General features: G+C 67.9%; 13 protein-coding genes. 9 read left to right on the top strand and 4 right to left on the bottom strand.

Annotated features, from left to right (window positions below):
• The 8 genes from murC to QZW52_RS15570 all read left to right on the top strand — a co-directional run.
• Window positions 1-1,285 (top strand): UDP-N-acetylmuramate--L-alanine ligase (murC, locus tag QZW52_RS15535; RefSeq protein ID WP_294000456.1); only part of this gene is annotated, 1,285 nt, incomplete at its 5' end.
• Window positions 1,285-2,268, top strand: a complete 984-nt coding sequence (locus QZW52_RS15540; RefSeq protein WP_294000458.1) for a D-alanine--D-alanine ligase — start codon at window positions 1,285-1,287, stop codon at window positions 2,266-2,268. The genes murC and QZW52_RS15540, both read left to right, overlap by 1 nt.
• Window positions 2,269-2,300: 32 nt before the next feature.
• A complete protein-coding gene (locus QZW52_RS15545) occupies window positions 2,301-3,113 on the top strand; it encodes a cell division protein FtsQ/DivIB (protein WP_294000459.1) in 813 nt (270 codons plus the stop codon).
• Window positions 3,114-3,153: 40 nt separating this feature from the next.
• Entirely contained in the window at window positions 3,154-4,383 is a 1,230-nt protein-coding gene (ftsA, locus tag QZW52_RS15550) for a cell division protein FtsA (protein WP_294000460.1), read from the top strand.
• A gap of 26 nt (window positions 4,384-4,409) precedes the next feature.
• Window positions 4,410-5,618 (top strand): cell division protein FtsZ, encoded by a 1,209-nt coding sequence (ftsZ, locus tag QZW52_RS15555; RefSeq protein WP_294000462.1) that lies wholly within the window; start codon window positions 4,410-4,412, stop codon window positions 5,616-5,618.
• A 111-nt stretch (window positions 5,619-5,729) separates the two neighbouring features.
• On the top strand, window positions 5,730-6,665 hold the full coding sequence (gene lpxC, locus QZW52_RS15560; protein ID WP_294000463.1) for a UDP-3-O-acyl-N-acetylglucosamine deacetylase: 936 nt from the start codon (window positions 5,730-5,732) through the stop codon (window positions 6,663-6,665).
• Between the two features lie 89 nt (window positions 6,666-6,754).
• Complete coding sequence (locus tag QZW52_RS15565) at window positions 6,755-7,396, top strand: glutathione S-transferase family protein (protein ID WP_294000465.1); 642 nt, start codon at window positions 6,755-6,757, stop codon at window positions 7,394-7,396.
• Between the two features lie 9 nt (window positions 7,397-7,405).
• Window positions 7,406-9,442 carry a putative bifunctional diguanylate cyclase/phosphodiesterase gene (locus QZW52_RS15570; RefSeq protein WP_294000467.1) on the top strand — a complete coding sequence of 679 codons (2,037 nt, stop codon included), beginning with the start codon at window positions 7,406-7,408 and terminating at the stop codon, window positions 9,440-9,442.
• Here QZW52_RS15570 and ruvC read toward each other — a convergent pair.
• Genes ruvC through dusB form a run of 4 tightly spaced genes read right to left on the bottom strand, consistent with a single transcriptional unit; the run spans window position 9,436 to window position 12,934 of the window.
• On the bottom strand, window positions 9,436-9,990 hold the full coding sequence (gene ruvC / locus QZW52_RS15575) for a crossover junction endodeoxyribonuclease RuvC (RefSeq protein ID WP_294000468.1): 555 nt from the start codon (window positions 9,988-9,990) through the stop codon (window positions 9,436-9,438). The two genes, QZW52_RS15570 and ruvC, sit on opposite strands and share 7 nt — an antisense overlap.
• A 25-nt stretch (window positions 9,991-10,015) precedes the next feature.
• Window positions 10,016-11,602, bottom strand: coding sequence for a bifunctional phosphoribosylaminoimidazolecarboxamide formyltransferase/IMP cyclohydrolase (purH, locus tag QZW52_RS15580; protein WP_294000470.1), 1,587 nt, complete (start codon window positions 11,600-11,602; stop codon window positions 10,016-10,018).
• Window positions 11,603-11,657: 55 nt separating this feature from the next.
• On the bottom strand, window positions 11,658-11,909 hold the full coding sequence (locus tag QZW52_RS15585) for a helix-turn-helix domain-containing protein (RefSeq protein WP_294000472.1): 252 nt from the start codon (window positions 11,907-11,909) through the stop codon (window positions 11,658-11,660).
• Between the two features lie 29 nt (window positions 11,910-11,938).
• Complete coding sequence (gene dusB, locus QZW52_RS15590) at window positions 11,939-12,934, bottom strand: tRNA dihydrouridine synthase DusB (RefSeq protein WP_294000474.1); 996 nt, start codon at window positions 12,932-12,934, stop codon at window positions 11,939-11,941.
• 97 nt (window positions 12,935-13,031) lie between these two features.
• Between dusB and QZW52_RS15595 the strand changes: the two genes are divergently transcribed.
• Window positions 13,032-13,517 (top strand): YqaA family protein, encoded by a 486-nt coding sequence (locus tag QZW52_RS15595; protein WP_294000475.1) that lies wholly within the window; start codon window positions 13,032-13,034, stop codon window positions 13,515-13,517.
• Window positions 13,518-13,536 lie beyond the last annotated feature (19 nt).

Below are 13,536 nucleotides of genomic sequence, written 5' to 3' on the forward strand. Positions count from 1 at the left end.
GACGCGCCGCCTGGCCGAACTCGGCATCCGCATCCACACCGGCCACGACGCCGCGCACATCGCCGGCGCGCAGGCGGTGGTGACCTCGACCGCCGTGAAGGGCGACAACCCCGAGGTGATCGCCGCGCGGGCGCAGCGCATCCCGGTGGTGCCGCGCGCGGTGATGCTGGCCGAGCTGATGCGCCTGAAGCAGGGCATCGCCATCGCCGGTACCCACGGCAAGACGACCACGACCTCGCTCGTCACCAGCGTGCTGGCCGAGGCTGGACTCGACCCCACGTTCGTCATCGGCGGCAAGCTGAACGCGGCGGGGGCGAACTCGGCGCTCGGCTCGGGCGAGTACATCGTCGTGGAAGCCGATGAGTCGGACGCTTCCTTCCTCAACCTGCTGCCCGTGCTGGCCGTCGTCACCAACATCGACGCCGACCACATGGACACCTACGGCCACGACTTCGCCCGGCTGAAGGCGGCGTTCGTCGATTTCCTGCACAAGATGCCGTTCTACGGCGCGGCCGTGCTGTGCAGCGACGATCCCGGCGTGCGCTCGATCATGCCGATGATTTCCCGGCCAGTGGTCACCTACGGCCTGGGCGAAGACGCGCAGGTGCGCGCGGTGGATGTGCAGGCGCTGCCCGGCGGCCAGATGCGCTTCACCTGCCAGCGCCGCAACGGCGTGGCGCTGGCCGATCTGCACATCACGCTGAACCTGCCGGGCGAGCACAACGTGCGCAACGCCTTGGCCGCCATCGCCATCGCCACCGAGCTGGAGCTGCCGGATGCACCGATCGCCACCGCGCTGGCGAAGTTCAGCGGCGTGGGTCGGCGCTTCCAGCGTTGGGGCGACCACCCCGCCAGGGACGGCGGCCAGTTCACGCTGATCGACGACTACGGCCACCACCCGGTCGAGATGGCGGCGACGATCGCGGCGGCGCGGGGCGCATTCCCGGGGCAGCGCCTCGTGCTGGCCTTCCAGCCGCACCGCTATACCCGCACCCGCGACTGCTTCGAGGATTTCGTGAAGGTGCTCGGCACCGCGGACGCCGTGCTGCTGACCGAGGTCTACTCGGCGGGCGAGTCACCGATCGTCGCGGCGGACGGCCGGGCGCTGGTGCGGGCGCTGCGTGTCGCGGGCAAGGTCGATCCGCTGTTCATCGACGACATCGCCGAGTTGCCGCAGACCATTGCCGAGCAGGCGCTGGGCGGGGATGTGGTCATCGCGATGGGCGCGGGCACGATCGGCGGTGTGCCGGCGCGGGTGGTGGAACTGGCTGGAGGGCGGGTGTGATGGACAGCGTGTACATGGTGGATGTGAAGAAGCTGGGCAAGGTGGCCGTGCTGCTGGGTGGCACCTCGGCCGAGCGCGAGATCTCGTTGATGAGCGGCACGGGCGTGTTGCAGGCGCTGCAGTCGCAGGGCGTCGATGCCCACGCGTTCGATCCGTCCGAGCGTGGCCTGCACGAACTGAAGGCGCAGGGATTCGATCGCTGCTTCATCGCGCTGCACGGCCGCCACGGCGAGGACGGCTGCGTGCAGGGCGCGCTGGAGATGATGGGCATCCCCTACACCGGCTCCGGCGTGATGGCCTCGGCGATCGCGATGGACAAGGTGATGACCAAGCGGATCTGGCTCGCCGAGGGGCTGCCGACACCGCGCCATGTCTGGCTCGCCCCCGACCAGCAGGACGCCGCCACGATCGCCGCCCTGCCGGCACAGCTCGGTCTGCCCCTGGTCGTCAAGGCGCCACGGGAAGGCTCGTCCATCGGCGTGACCAAGGTGACGGCAGCCGAGGACATCCATGCCGCCGTGGCCGAATCGCTGCGCTTCGATCCGGACGTGCTGGGCGAGGCGTTCATCCAGGGCGACGAGCTGACCTGTCCGGTGATGGGCGAAGGCGCCGAGGCCCGCGCGCTGCCGGTGATCCGCATCGTGCCGCCCGAGGCGGGCTACGACTACCAGAACAAGTACTTCACCGACGACGTGCGCTACCTCTGCCCGAGCGGCTTGCCCGAGGCCGAGGAGCGCGAGATCCAGCGCATCGTGCTGGCGGCTTACCGCGCGCTGGGTTGCCGCGGCTGGGGCCGGGTCGATCTGATGGTGCGCGCCAGCGACCGCCAGCCGTTCCTGCTGGAGATCAACACCTCGCCGGGCATGACCGGCCACTCGCTGGTGCCGATGTCGGCGCGGGCGGTGGGCCTGTCCTACGAGGCACTGTGCCTGCGCCTGCTGGCCATGGCCCGTCTCGACAGCGCCCGGCCGCACACTGCCTGAGCGCGCACGGGACACAGGACACACAGGACACCATGCGCGACACCGCCGCTTCCTCCGCCCCTCCGCCCCACCTGCCGATCGACGTGCGGCTGATGCGCTCCGGGGCCAATGTGCTGCTGGTGCTGGTGCTGCTGGCCGGGCTGGTGGTGCTGGGCACCCGGCTGGCGCGCTCGCCGTGGTTCAACCTGCGCGAGATCCACGTCGAGGGCGAAGTAGCCCATAGCAGTGCCGAGAGCGTGCGCCGGCATGTGACACCGCTGCTGCAGGGCAGCTACCTGACGATGAACCTTGCCCAGGCGCGCACCGCGTTCGAGTCGGTGCCGTGGGTGCGCCGCGCCGAGGTGCGCCGCATCTGGCCGCACGATCTGGTGGTCCGCATCGAGGAGCACCGTCCGATGGCCTACTGGGCGCGCGAGGACACCGACCACCTGCTGGTGAACACCCACGGCGAGCTGTTCGAGGTGAACCTCGGCGATGTCGAGGAGGACAACCTGCCCACGCTGGCCGGCCCGACCGGCACGTCGCTGCAGGTGATGACGATGTGGCAGGCGCTGGTGCCCGTGCTCGCGCCGCTGCGCCAGCGCATCGACCGGGTGGTGCTGACCGACCGCGGCTCCTGGCGCGTCCACCTCGACCGCGGCACGCTGCTGGAACTCGGGCGGGGCGAGTCCGACCAGATCGTCGCTCGCACCCAACGGTTTGTGCAATCCGCAGGCCAGATCACCGCGCGCTTCGATCACCGGGCAATCGAGTACGCCGACCTGCGGCACAGTGAAAGTTACGCCCTGCGCCTGGTCGGCATGGGCACGACGCCGGTGGCGGTTCGCGCAGGCAAGGGCCATTGAAGGCGACAAAGGCGATACAGGCGATATGCAAGGAACACGAATGGCCAAGGAATACAACGATCTGGTCGTCGGACTCGATATCGGCACCGCCAAGGTCATGGCCGTGGTGGCCGAGATCCTGCCGAATGGCGAGATGCGTCTGGCCGGCCTGGGCGTGGCGTCCTCGCATGGACTCAAGCGTGGCGTGGTGGTCAACATCGACGCCACCATGCAGTCGATCCAGCACGCCCTGAAAGAGGCCGAGATGATGGCCGACTGCAAGATCAGCCGTGTGTACACCGGCATTTCGGGCAGCCATGTGCGCGGGCGCAACTCGACCGGCATGGTCATCGTGCGGGACAAGGAGGTCGGCGCCATCGACGTGGCCCGTGTGGTCGATACCGCCAAGGCGATCAACATCCCCAACGACCAGCGGCTGCTGCTGGTCGAACCGCAGGAGTTCGTGATCGACGGCCAGGAGGTGCGCGAACCGGTGGGCATGAGCGGCGAGCGGCTGGAGGTGCGGGTGCATATCGTCACCGGCGCCTTCAGTGCGGCCGAGAACATCGTCAAGTGCGTGCGGCGCTGCGGGCTGGAGGTGGAGCAACTGGTTCTCAATCCGAGTGCATCGAGCCTGTCGGTATTGACCCCGGATGAAAAAGACCTCGGTGTCGTGCTTGTGGATATCGGGGCGGGCACGACCGATGTGGCGATATTCACGGACGGGGCAATCCGTCATACTGCAGTGATCCCGATTGCGGGAGATTTGATCACCAGTGACATCGCGATGGCCCTGCGCACCCCGACCAAGGATGCGGAGGACGTGAAGATCGAGTTCGGTGTGGCCAAGCAGTTGCTGGCCGACCCGTCGGAACAGCTCGAAGTGCCGGGTTTGGGCGATCGGGTACCAAGGGTATTGAGTCGGCAGGCGCTGGCCGGCGTGATCGAACCGCGGGTAGAAGAGATTTTTTCGCTGGTTCAGCAAGTGATTCGAGACAGTGGCTACGAGGAGCTGCTGTCTTCTGGCATTGTGCTGACCGGTGGCTCGGCGGTGATGCCGGGCATGATCGAATTGGCAGAAGATATTTTCCTCAAGCCAGTGCGGATGGGGGTTCCGACGTACAGCGGTGCCCTGCACGACATGGTGGCCAGTCCCCGTGCCTCGACGGCGATGGGATTGCTGGAGGAAGCGCGCCTGGCGCGTCTGCGGGGATTGAAGTCAGCGCCCTCCGGCGGTACGGCGCAGGGTTTGTTCGGCAAGGCACGGGATTGGTTCTTGAAAAGTTTCTGATGTAATTCAGATCCGAGGAGAGCGGCATGGGTATCGAGATGATTGAAGAGTTCAACCAGGGTACGCAGATCAAGGTGATCGGCGTGGGAGGTGGTGGCGGCAACGCGGTCGATCACATGATCAACCGGGGTGTGCAGGGCGTGGAATTCATCTGCGCCAACACCGACGCGCAGGCGTTGAACCGTTCCAAGGCACACACTTTGTTGCAATTGGGACACACTGGTCTGGGGGCGGGTTCGCGTCCTGAAGCTGGAAAAGCCTCCGCTGAAGAGGCGGTCGATCGGATCAAGAATTCGCTCGAAGGCGCGCACATGGTCTTCATCACCGCCGGCATGGGCGGTGGCACGGGCACGGGGGCGGCTCCGGTCATCGCCCGTCTGGCCAAGGACATGGGCATCCTGACGGTCGGTGTCGTGACCAAGCCGTTCGACTTCGAAGGCCCGCGCCGCATGAAGCAGGCCGATGTCGGTCTGAACGAACTCGAAGCCAACGTCGATTCGCTGATCGTCGTGCTCAACGAGAAGCTGCTCGAAGTGCTCGGCGACGACGTGACGCAGGAAGAGGCGTTCGCCGAAGCCAACGACGTGCTGCGCAACGCGGTCGGTGGCATCAGCGACATCATCCACATCCCCGGTCTGGTCAACGTGGACTTCGAGGACGTGAAGACCGTGATGAGCGAGCCGGGCAAGGCCATGATGGGCACGGCCACCGCCAGCGGTCCGGACCGCGCCACCAAGGCGGCTGAAGCGGCAGTCGCCTGCCCGCTGCTCGAAGGGGTTGACCTGTCCGGTGCGCGCGGCGTGCTGGTGCTGATCGCGGCGAGCAAGCAGAACTTCAAGCTCTCCGAAAGCCGCAACGCGATGACCACCATCCGTCGCTACGCCGCCGAAGAAGCCCACGTCATCTACGGCACCGCCTACGACGAAAGCCTCGGCGACGCGCTGCGCGTGACCGTGATCGCGACCGGCCTGGCCCCGGCCGGCAAGCCGCAACAGCAGCAGATCCCGCAGCAGCGCGTGGCGCCGATGCAGGTGGTCCAGCCCTCGGGCGGCCAGCGCACCGGCACGGACAACATCCCTGTCCTGACCCACCCGCTGGTGTCGCCGAGCCATGCCAGCGCCCCGAGCGTCTGGCGCCCCAACCGCACGCAGGCATCGGCCAAAGTCGATGCGCTGGCGGCCAACGGCATGGACGAGATCGAGATTCCGGCCTTCCTGCGCAAGCAAGCCGACTGATCGACCGCCACTCTCACCCGATCCTCGCCGTTTCCGGTTTCCGATTTGGCCCGGTGTCCCCCAGGACACCGGGCTTTTTCGCTGTCTGCACCGCTTGCCTAGAATGCACCCATGCTGCAACAACGCACCCTCCAGTCGCTGACCCGTGCCGTCGGGGTTGGTCTGCACAGTGGCCAGAAGGTCGAGCTGACGCTGCGGCCGGCGGCGCCCGGCACCGGGCTGGTCTTTCGCCGCATCGACTTGCCGCACCCAGTGGACATTCCCGTGACGCCCGAATCGGTCTGCGACACCCGCATGGCCACGACCATCTCGCCCGGCGGTGATCCTGGCGCGCCCAAGGTCCAGACCATCGAGCACCTGCTGTCGGCGATCGCCGGGCTGGGCATCGACAACCTCTACATCGACATCACCGCCGACGAGGTGCCCATCCTCGACGGCTCGGCGGCCAGCTTTGTCTTCCTGCTGCAAAGTGCTGGCATCGCACTGCAAAACGCGCCCAAGCAGTTCTTGCGCGTGAAGAAGCCGGTCGAGATCCGCGAAGGGGAGGGCCGCTCGCTGAAATGGGCCAGACTTGCCCCACACCACGGCTACCGGCTCGGCTTCGAGATCGAGTTCGACCACCCCGCCGTGGACGCCACCGGCCAGCGCGTCGTCTTCGATTTCGCCACCGGTCGCTACAAGCAGGACATCGCCCGCGCCCGCACCTTCGGCTTCACCAAGGACGTGGAGATGATGCGCTCGCGCGGTCTGAGCCTGGGCGGCAGCATGGACAACGCCATCGTCGTCGATGACTACCGCGTGCTCAATGCCGAAGGGCTGCGCTACGACGACGAGTTCGTGAAACACAAGATCCTCGACGCCATCGGCGACCTGCACGTCTGCGGCAAGCCGCTGCTGGCCGACTACACCGCCTTCAAGAGTGGCCATGCCTTGAACAACAAGCTGCTGCGCAAGCTGCTGGCCGACGCGTCGGCATGGGAAATCGTCACCTTCCAGGACGAGAAACTCGCGCCACAAGGCATGGCTGAACTCGCCCCGGCCTGGTGAGGCGCCGGCCACGCTCAATTTACGCGCACTGCATCCGACAACACGGGTGATCGGACCCATTCGTGGTCCGGCTACCAGGATGGGTTCCCATGCGCGATGCACACACGCTCTACATCACCGCCGGCTCCGGCAACAGCTTCAAACCCATGCTGGTGCTGCGACAGCGCGGTGACGCTGGCCCGGCCGACAAAGTGCGCATCCGTTCGGTGAACGTGCTGGCGGGCGAGACGCGCGGCGAGGCGTTTCTGGCGCTCAACCCGCGCGGACAAGTCCCCTTCCTGGTGACGGCCGATGGCAAGGGCCTGGGCGAGTCCAACGCCATCGCCTGGTTCCTGAGCGAAGGCACGGCCCTGATGCCCGCCGACCCCTTCCACCGGGCGCAGGCGCTGCAGTGGATGATTTTCGAGCAGACCGCGCTGGAGCCGAACATCTCGCCCGCGCGCTTCTTCTCGCACATCGTGCCCCAGCTCGCCGCCGAGCACACCGACGACTTCCCGCGCTGGCACCGCGACGGCTGCGCCGGACTGGCCGTGCTGAACGCCCACCTGCGCCAGCGGGCGTTCATCTGCGACCACGGTTATTCGGTGGCCGACATCGCCGTCTACGGCTACACCCACCTCGCGGGTGAAGGCGGCTTCGATCTGGCCGACTGGCCCGCCATCGGCCAGTGGATGGCACGGGTGCAGGCCCAGCCCGGCTACCTCGGCGTGGACCAGCTCCTGTCGGCCTGAGGCGCGGGCATGCGGACGCTGCCAGACGCTGACGAGGCCCGGCTGCTCGAAGCCCTGCACCAGCCCGTCTGGATCTTCGACATCGACCACAGCCGCGTCCACTGGGCCAACGCCGCTGGGCTGCACCTGTGGCAGGCGCGCTCGCTGGCCGAGCTGTCCGCGCGCGAGATGGGGGCCGACATGTCGGAGTCGGTGGCGCGGCGGCTGCGCCAGTACCAGCAGGATTTCGAGCGCGGCGATGCCCGCTTTTCCGAGCAATGGACGCTCTACCCCGGTGGCCGGGCCACGACGCTCTGGGTGGGCTTCAGCGGCGTGCGGCTGACGGACGGGCGCATGGCCATGCTGTGCGAAGCCCGGCCGCACGAAGCGATGCCGCCGGACTCGCTGCGCAGCGTCGAGGCGCTGCTCCACACCGAGGTCATGACCACGCTCTACAGCCGCGCCGGCCGTGCCCTCTACCGCAACCCGGCCGCCCGCGCCAGCGTGCCAGCCGGCAACGAAACCTTGCAGCAGCGCCTGCTCGACCGCCAGGACTTGCGCGAACTCGTGCGCGGGCTGGTCGAGCGCGGCCACCACAAGCGCATCGCCCGCGTCCTGACCACCGACGGCGAGCGGTGGCACGACGTGTCGGCCCGGTTGTGCCGCGATGCCGTGACCGGTCGGCAGGCGCTGCTGGTGTCCGAGACCGACATCAGCGGACTCAAGCAGGCCCAGGCCCAGGCGCAGTACCTCGCCGACCACGACCTGCTCACCGGCTTGCCCAACCGCAACCACGTCATCAAGTGCTACCCGCAGGCGCTGGAAGACTGTCGCCGCCAGGGCCTGCAAGCGGCGTTGGTCTTCCTGGATCTCGACCACTTCAAGCGCGTCAACGACTCGCTCGGCCACGCCGTCGGCGATGAGCTGCTCATGCACCTGGCCCGGCGATTGCGTGGTGCGCTCGGCCCGCAGGACCGCGTGGCGCGGCTCGGTGGGGACGAATTCCTGCTGCTGCTGCCCCATGCAGACGCCGCGCTGGTGGCCCGCCAGCGGGCGCAGGAGCTGGTCACGCTGATCTCGCAGCCCGTGCTGATCTCGCAAACCGAGCTGCGCGTCACGCCGTCCATCGGCCTGAGCCTGTTCCCGCAGGACGGACAGGACATCGACACCCTCATGCGCCACGCCGACCAGGCCATGTACAGCGCCAAGGCCGCCGGGCGCAATGGCATGGCGTGGTTCCAGCCGGCCATGAACGCGGCGGCGCAGTCCCGGCTCGACCTGGAGGTGGAGCTGCGCCGGGCGCTGGCCCACGGCGACATCCGGGCGTGGTTCCAGCCGCGGGTCAGTGTCGAGACGGGCAAGATCGTGGGGGCGGAGGCGCTGGCGCGCTGGCACCACCCGCAGCGCGGCATGATCCCGCCCGATGTCTTCATCCCCGTCTGCGAGGACTGCGGGCTGATCTGCGAGCTGGGCGCCGTGGTGCTCGAAGCCTCGGCGCGGCAGCAAGTGGCCTGGGCGCAGCAGGGCTGGGTGCTGGACATCTCGGTCAACCTCTCGCCGCGCCAGTTCTTCTACAACGCGCTGTTGCAGGACGTGCGCGACATCCTCGACCGCACCGGCTGCGACCCGCGCCACATCGAGCTGGAGATCACCGAGTCGGTGCTGCTCGGCCATGATGGGCGCACGGTGGCGACGCTGGAGGGGCTGAGCGCCATGGGCCTGGGCATCGCGATCGACGATTTCGGCACCGGTTACTCCAACCTGGCCTACCTGCACCGCTACCCGGTGGACACACTCAAGATCGACCGCTCCTTTGTCCGCGCGCTGGACGACCTGCCGGCACTCACCGAAATGATCGTGACCATGTGCCAGGTGCTCAAGGTCAACATGGTGGCCGAAGGGGTGGAGACGGCCGAGCAGCTCGCGTGGCTGCAGGCGCGCGGGGTGCATGAGTACCAGGGGTTCCTGTTCAGCCCGGCCGTGCCGCCCGAGGCGTTCGAGCGGTTGCTGCGGGCTGGATCGCCACAGCCACAGCCACAGCCACAGCAGCTCGCACTGGCTCAGTAGCTGCGACCGCCCCGGTACTGGGCATGGGCCTTGCGCTGGAGCGTGCCGCCCTGGGCGAGTGCCGCGAAGGAGCTGCCGGCGTGGGCGTGGGTGATCGCCAGCCCGAGTGCGTCGGCAGCGTCCTTGCCCGGCAGCACCGGCAGTTGCAGCAGGCGTTGCACCATCGCCTGCACCTGCTCCTTGCTGGCGTGGCCATGGCCGACGATGGCCTTCTTCATCTGCAATGCCGTGTACTCGCACACGCTCAGCGCCGCGCTCGACGACACCAGCGCCGCCAGTGCCGCCCCGCGCGCTTGTCCCAGCAAGAGCGTGCTCTGCGGGTTGACGTTGACGAAGACGATCTCGACCGAAGCGGTGTCCGGCTCGTAGGTCGCGACCACCTCGCGCACGCCCTCGAAGATGATGCGGATGCGCTGCGGCAGGTCGCCACGTGGTGCTTCGGCCGTCTTGATGGTGCCGCTGGCGACGTAGCTCAGGCGCGGGCCGTCGGCGTCGATCACGCCGAAGCCGGTGACCTGGAGGCCCGGATCAATCCCGAGGATGCGCATCCGGGCGTCCTGTCGCTGTCCGTGCTCAGTGGCGGAAGTGCCGCGTGCCGGTGAACACCATCGCGATGCCGCGCTCGTCTGCCGCCGCGATCACCTCGGCGTCGCGCATCGAGCCGCCCGGCTGGATCACGCAGGTCGCGCCCGCATCCACCACCACATCCAGCCCGTCGCGGAACGGGAAGAACGCGTCGCTCGCCACGGCAGTGCCCTGCAGCGTCAGCCCGGCATGGCCGGCCTTGATGCTGGCGATGCGCGCCGAGTCGAGGCGGCTCATCTGGCCGGCGCCGACGCCCATCGTCATGCCGTCCTTGCAGAACACGATGGCGTTGCTCTTGACGAAGCGCGCCACGGTCCAGGCGAAGCGCAGGTCGGCCAGTTGCTGCGCGCTGGGCTGCAGTCTGGTGACGACCTTGACCTCGCCACCCACGATGTCCACGTTGTCCGCCGACTGCAGCAGCATCCCGCCGCCGACCCGCTTGAAGTCCAGCGCGTTCGTGACCTTGGCGACCGGCACCTCCAGCAGGCGCACATTGGTCTTGCTGGCGTAGGCGGCGCGGGCTTCGGCCGTGAAGGCCGGGGCGATGGCGACTTCGACGAACTGCTTGTTGGCGTTGATCGCGTTCACCACATCCGCGTCCACGGGACAGTTGAAGGCCATGATCCCGCCGAACGCGCTGGTCGGGTCGGTCTTCAGCGCCTTCTGGTACGCCTCCAGCGGGGTCGCGCCGACGGCCACGCCGCACGGGTTCGCGTGCTTGACGATGACACAGGCCGGCACGTCGAACGCCTTCACGCATTCCCACGCCGCGTCCGCGTCGGCGATGTTGTTGAAGCTCAGCTCCTTGCCCTGGATCTGCTGCCAGCCCGACAGCAGGCCGGCGGCCGGTGCGGCTTCGCGGTAGAACGCGGCCGACTGGTGCGGGTTCTCGCCGTAGCGCATGCCTTGCACCTTGTGGAGCTGCAGGTTGAACACGCTCGGGTATTCGGCGCGGGCGGGGACGGCTTCGGTCTGCTCTTCCGAACCGGCTTCCAGCGCGGTCAGGTAGTTGCTGATCATCCCGTCGTAGGCGGCGGTGTGCGAGAACACCTTCTTGGCGAGCATGAACTTGGTGCTGCGCGTCAGCGACTGGCCGTCCGAGGCGGCGAGTTCAGCCAGCACCTGCGGGTAGTCGCTCGGGTCGATCACGACGCCCACGTCCTGCCAGTTCTTGGCCGCGGCGCGCAGCATGGCCGGGCCGCCGATGTCGATGTTCTCGATCGCGTCTTCCAGCGTGCAGTCGGCCTTGGCCGTGGCCTGCGCGAAGGGGTAGAGGTTGATGATGAGCAGGTCGATCGTGTCGATGCCGTGTTCCTTCAGCGCCGCCATGTGCGCCGGCACGTCGCGGCGCGCCAGCAGACCGCCGTGGACCCGCGGGTGCAGCGTCTTGACGCGGCCGTCGAGCATCTCGGGGAAGCCGGTGATCTCGCTGACCTCGGTGACGGGCAGGTCGGCTTCGGCCAGCAGCTTGGCGGTGCCGCCGGTGGAGAGCAGCTGGATGCCGTGGGCGTGCAGCGAGCGGGCGAACGCGACGATGCCGGTCTTGTCGGAAACGGAAAGGAGGGCGGTGGTCATGGTGGACTCGGGAGGTCGTTTGGATGCGGTTCGGACGATCGGCGCGGGTGCTGGCTCAGTCGATCAGCTTGTGCTCGACGAGCTTGCGGCGCAGCGTGTTGCGGTTGATGCCCAGCCACTCGGCGGCGCGGCTCTGGTTGCCCTCGGCCTGCGACATCACGACATCGAGCAGCGGACGCTCCACCGCTTTCACGACCATGTCGTAGAGCGCGTGGGGTTCGGTGCCTTCGAGGTCGCGGAAATAGACGGCCAGGATCTCGCGGATCGACTGGTCGATGGGGCTGTGTTCGGAAGGGCTGGTGCTCATGCGGCCTGTGCGGGTACGGGGACGGCGGCCTAGGGCCACGACGGATGGGTGTCGGCCAGGGCGCCCAGGAAATCCTGCACGGCCTGCGCCTGTGCGGCCGTGCTTTCGATCAGGTTCATGTGCTGGCGGAAGGCGCGCCCGCCCGGCAGGTCGTGGACGGCCCAGCCGATGTGCTTGCGTGCGGTGCGGACACCGGCGCGTTCGCCGTAGAGGCTGTAGTGGTCGTGCAGGTGCTCGATCAGCCAGTCGCGCACCTGCAGCGTCGGTGGTGCTTCGGCGATCTCGCCCGTGTCGAGGAAGTGCGCAATCTCGCGGAAGATCCACGGCCGCCCTTGCGCGGCGCGGCCGATCATCAGTGCGTCGGCGCCCGTCGCGGCGAGCACTTCGCGTGCCTTGTGCGGGCTGGTGATGTCGCCATTCGCGCAGACGGGGATGCGCAGCGCGGCCTTCACGGCGGCGATCGTGGCGTACTCGGCGTCGCCCTGGTAGCCCTGCTCGCGGGTGCGGCCATGCACGGTGACCATCGCGACCCCGCGTGCCTCGGCGCCCAGGGCGATCGCCACGGCGTTCTTCTGTTCGTTGCACCAGCCCGTGCGCATCTTCAGCGTGACCGGCACACCGTGGGGGGCGGCTGCTTCGACCACGGCGGCGACGATGTCCAGTGCCAGCGTCTCGTCCTGCATCAGCGCCGAGCCGGCCCACTTGTTGCAGACCTTCTTGGCCGGGCAACCCATGTTGATGTCGATGATCTGCGCGCCGCGGTCGATGTTGTAGCGGGCCGCCTCGGCCATCATCTCGCCATCGGTGCCGGCGATCTGCACGGCGATCGGCTCGACCTCCCCATCGTGGTTCAGGCGGCGCGAGGTCTTCAGGCTGTCGCGCAGATCGGCGCGCGAGGTCACCATTTCGCTCACGGCATAGCCCGCCCCCAGTCGCTTGCACAACTGGCGGAAGGGCCGATCGGTCACACCCGCCATGGGCGCGGCGAACAGGCGATTCGGCAACGAGTGGGGGCCGATGCGCATGGGAGGTAGAGCGGGGAAGGGGTGGGCAGAGGTGCTGAAAAAGGAGGCAGGAGTATAGCGGCGGCCGTTTTGGGCCACCTCAAGCAGAATGCCCGCCATGGAAGCCTGGATCGACTCACTGCTCTTGCTGCTGGCGCTGCCGAAGTTCGGCCTCAGCACCGTCTTCATCGTCTCGCTGATCTCGGCGACGCTCTTGCCGCTGGGCTCCGAGCCGGCGGTGTTCGGGCTGGTCAAGCTCAACCCCGAGCTGTTCTGGCCCGCCGTGCTGGTGGCGACGGCCGGCAACACGATTGGCGGTGCGATTTCGTGGTGGATGGGCTACGGCGCCGAAAAAGCCTACGAACACGTCACCCACCACGCCGCCAGCGACCACAAGGCGCTGGCGCTGCTGCGCCGCTTCGGAGCCAAGGCATGCCTGCTGAGCTGGCTGCCGGTGGTGGGCGATCCGCTGTGCGCGGTGGCGGGGTGGTTGCGGCTGCCGTTCTGGCCGTGTGTGGCCTACATGGCGGTGGGCAAGTTTCTGCGCTATCTGGTGATCACCGCGGGGTTGCTCTGGGTGTTTCCGGGGCAGTTCGGGCCGTGAGCCGCGGATTGTTTTGACC

This window comes from Sphaerotilus sp., from assembly GCF_013299175.1.
GTDB lineage: Bacteria > Pseudomonadota > Gammaproteobacteria > Burkholderiales > Burkholderiaceae_C > Sphaerotilus.

What these genes read in the sequence shown, in the direction of transcription:
- dusB (WP_294000474.1), bottom strand. Translation starts at nt 12,934, where the DNA reads ATGCGCATCGGCCCCCACTCGTTGCCGAATCGCCTGTTCGCCGCGCCC.
- ftsA (WP_294000460.1), top strand. Translation starts at nt 3,154, where the DNA reads ATGGCCAAGGAATACAACGATCTGGTCGTCGGACTCGATATCGGCACC.
- QZW52_RS15540 (WP_294000458.1), top strand. Translation starts at nt 1,285, where the DNA reads ATGGACAGCGTGTACATGGTGGATGTGAAGAAGCTGGGCAAGGTGGCC.
- ruvC (WP_294000468.1), bottom strand. Translation starts at nt 9,990, where the DNA reads ATGCGCATCCTCGGGATTGATCCGGGCCTCCAGGTCACCGGCTTCGGC.
- QZW52_RS15570 (WP_294000467.1), top strand. Translation starts at nt 7,406, where the DNA reads ATGCGGACGCTGCCAGACGCTGACGAGGCCCGGCTGCTCGAAGCCCTG.
- QZW52_RS15595 (WP_294000475.1), top strand. Translation starts at nt 13,032, where the DNA reads ATGGAAGCCTGGATCGACTCACTGCTCTTGCTGCTGGCGCTGCCGAAG.
- purH (WP_294000470.1), bottom strand. Translation starts at nt 11,602, where the DNA reads ATGACCACCGCCCTCCTTTCCGTTTCCGACAAGACCGGCATCGTCGCG.
- QZW52_RS15565 (WP_294000465.1), top strand. Translation starts at nt 6,755, where the DNA reads ATGCGCGATGCACACACGCTCTACATCACCGCCGGCTCCGGCAACAGC.
- lpxC (WP_294000463.1), top strand. Translation starts at nt 5,730, where the DNA reads ATGCTGCAACAACGCACCCTCCAGTCGCTGACCCGTGCCGTCGGGGTT.
- ftsZ (WP_294000462.1), top strand. Translation starts at nt 4,410, where the DNA reads ATGGGTATCGAGATGATTGAAGAGTTCAACCAGGGTACGCAGATCAAG.
- QZW52_RS15585 (WP_294000472.1), bottom strand. Translation starts at nt 11,909, where the DNA reads ATGAGCACCAGCCCTTCCGAACACAGCCCCATCGACCAGTCGATCCGC.
- QZW52_RS15545 (WP_294000459.1), top strand. Translation starts at nt 2,301, where the DNA reads ATGCGCGACACCGCCGCTTCCTCCGCCCCTCCGCCCCACCTGCCGATC.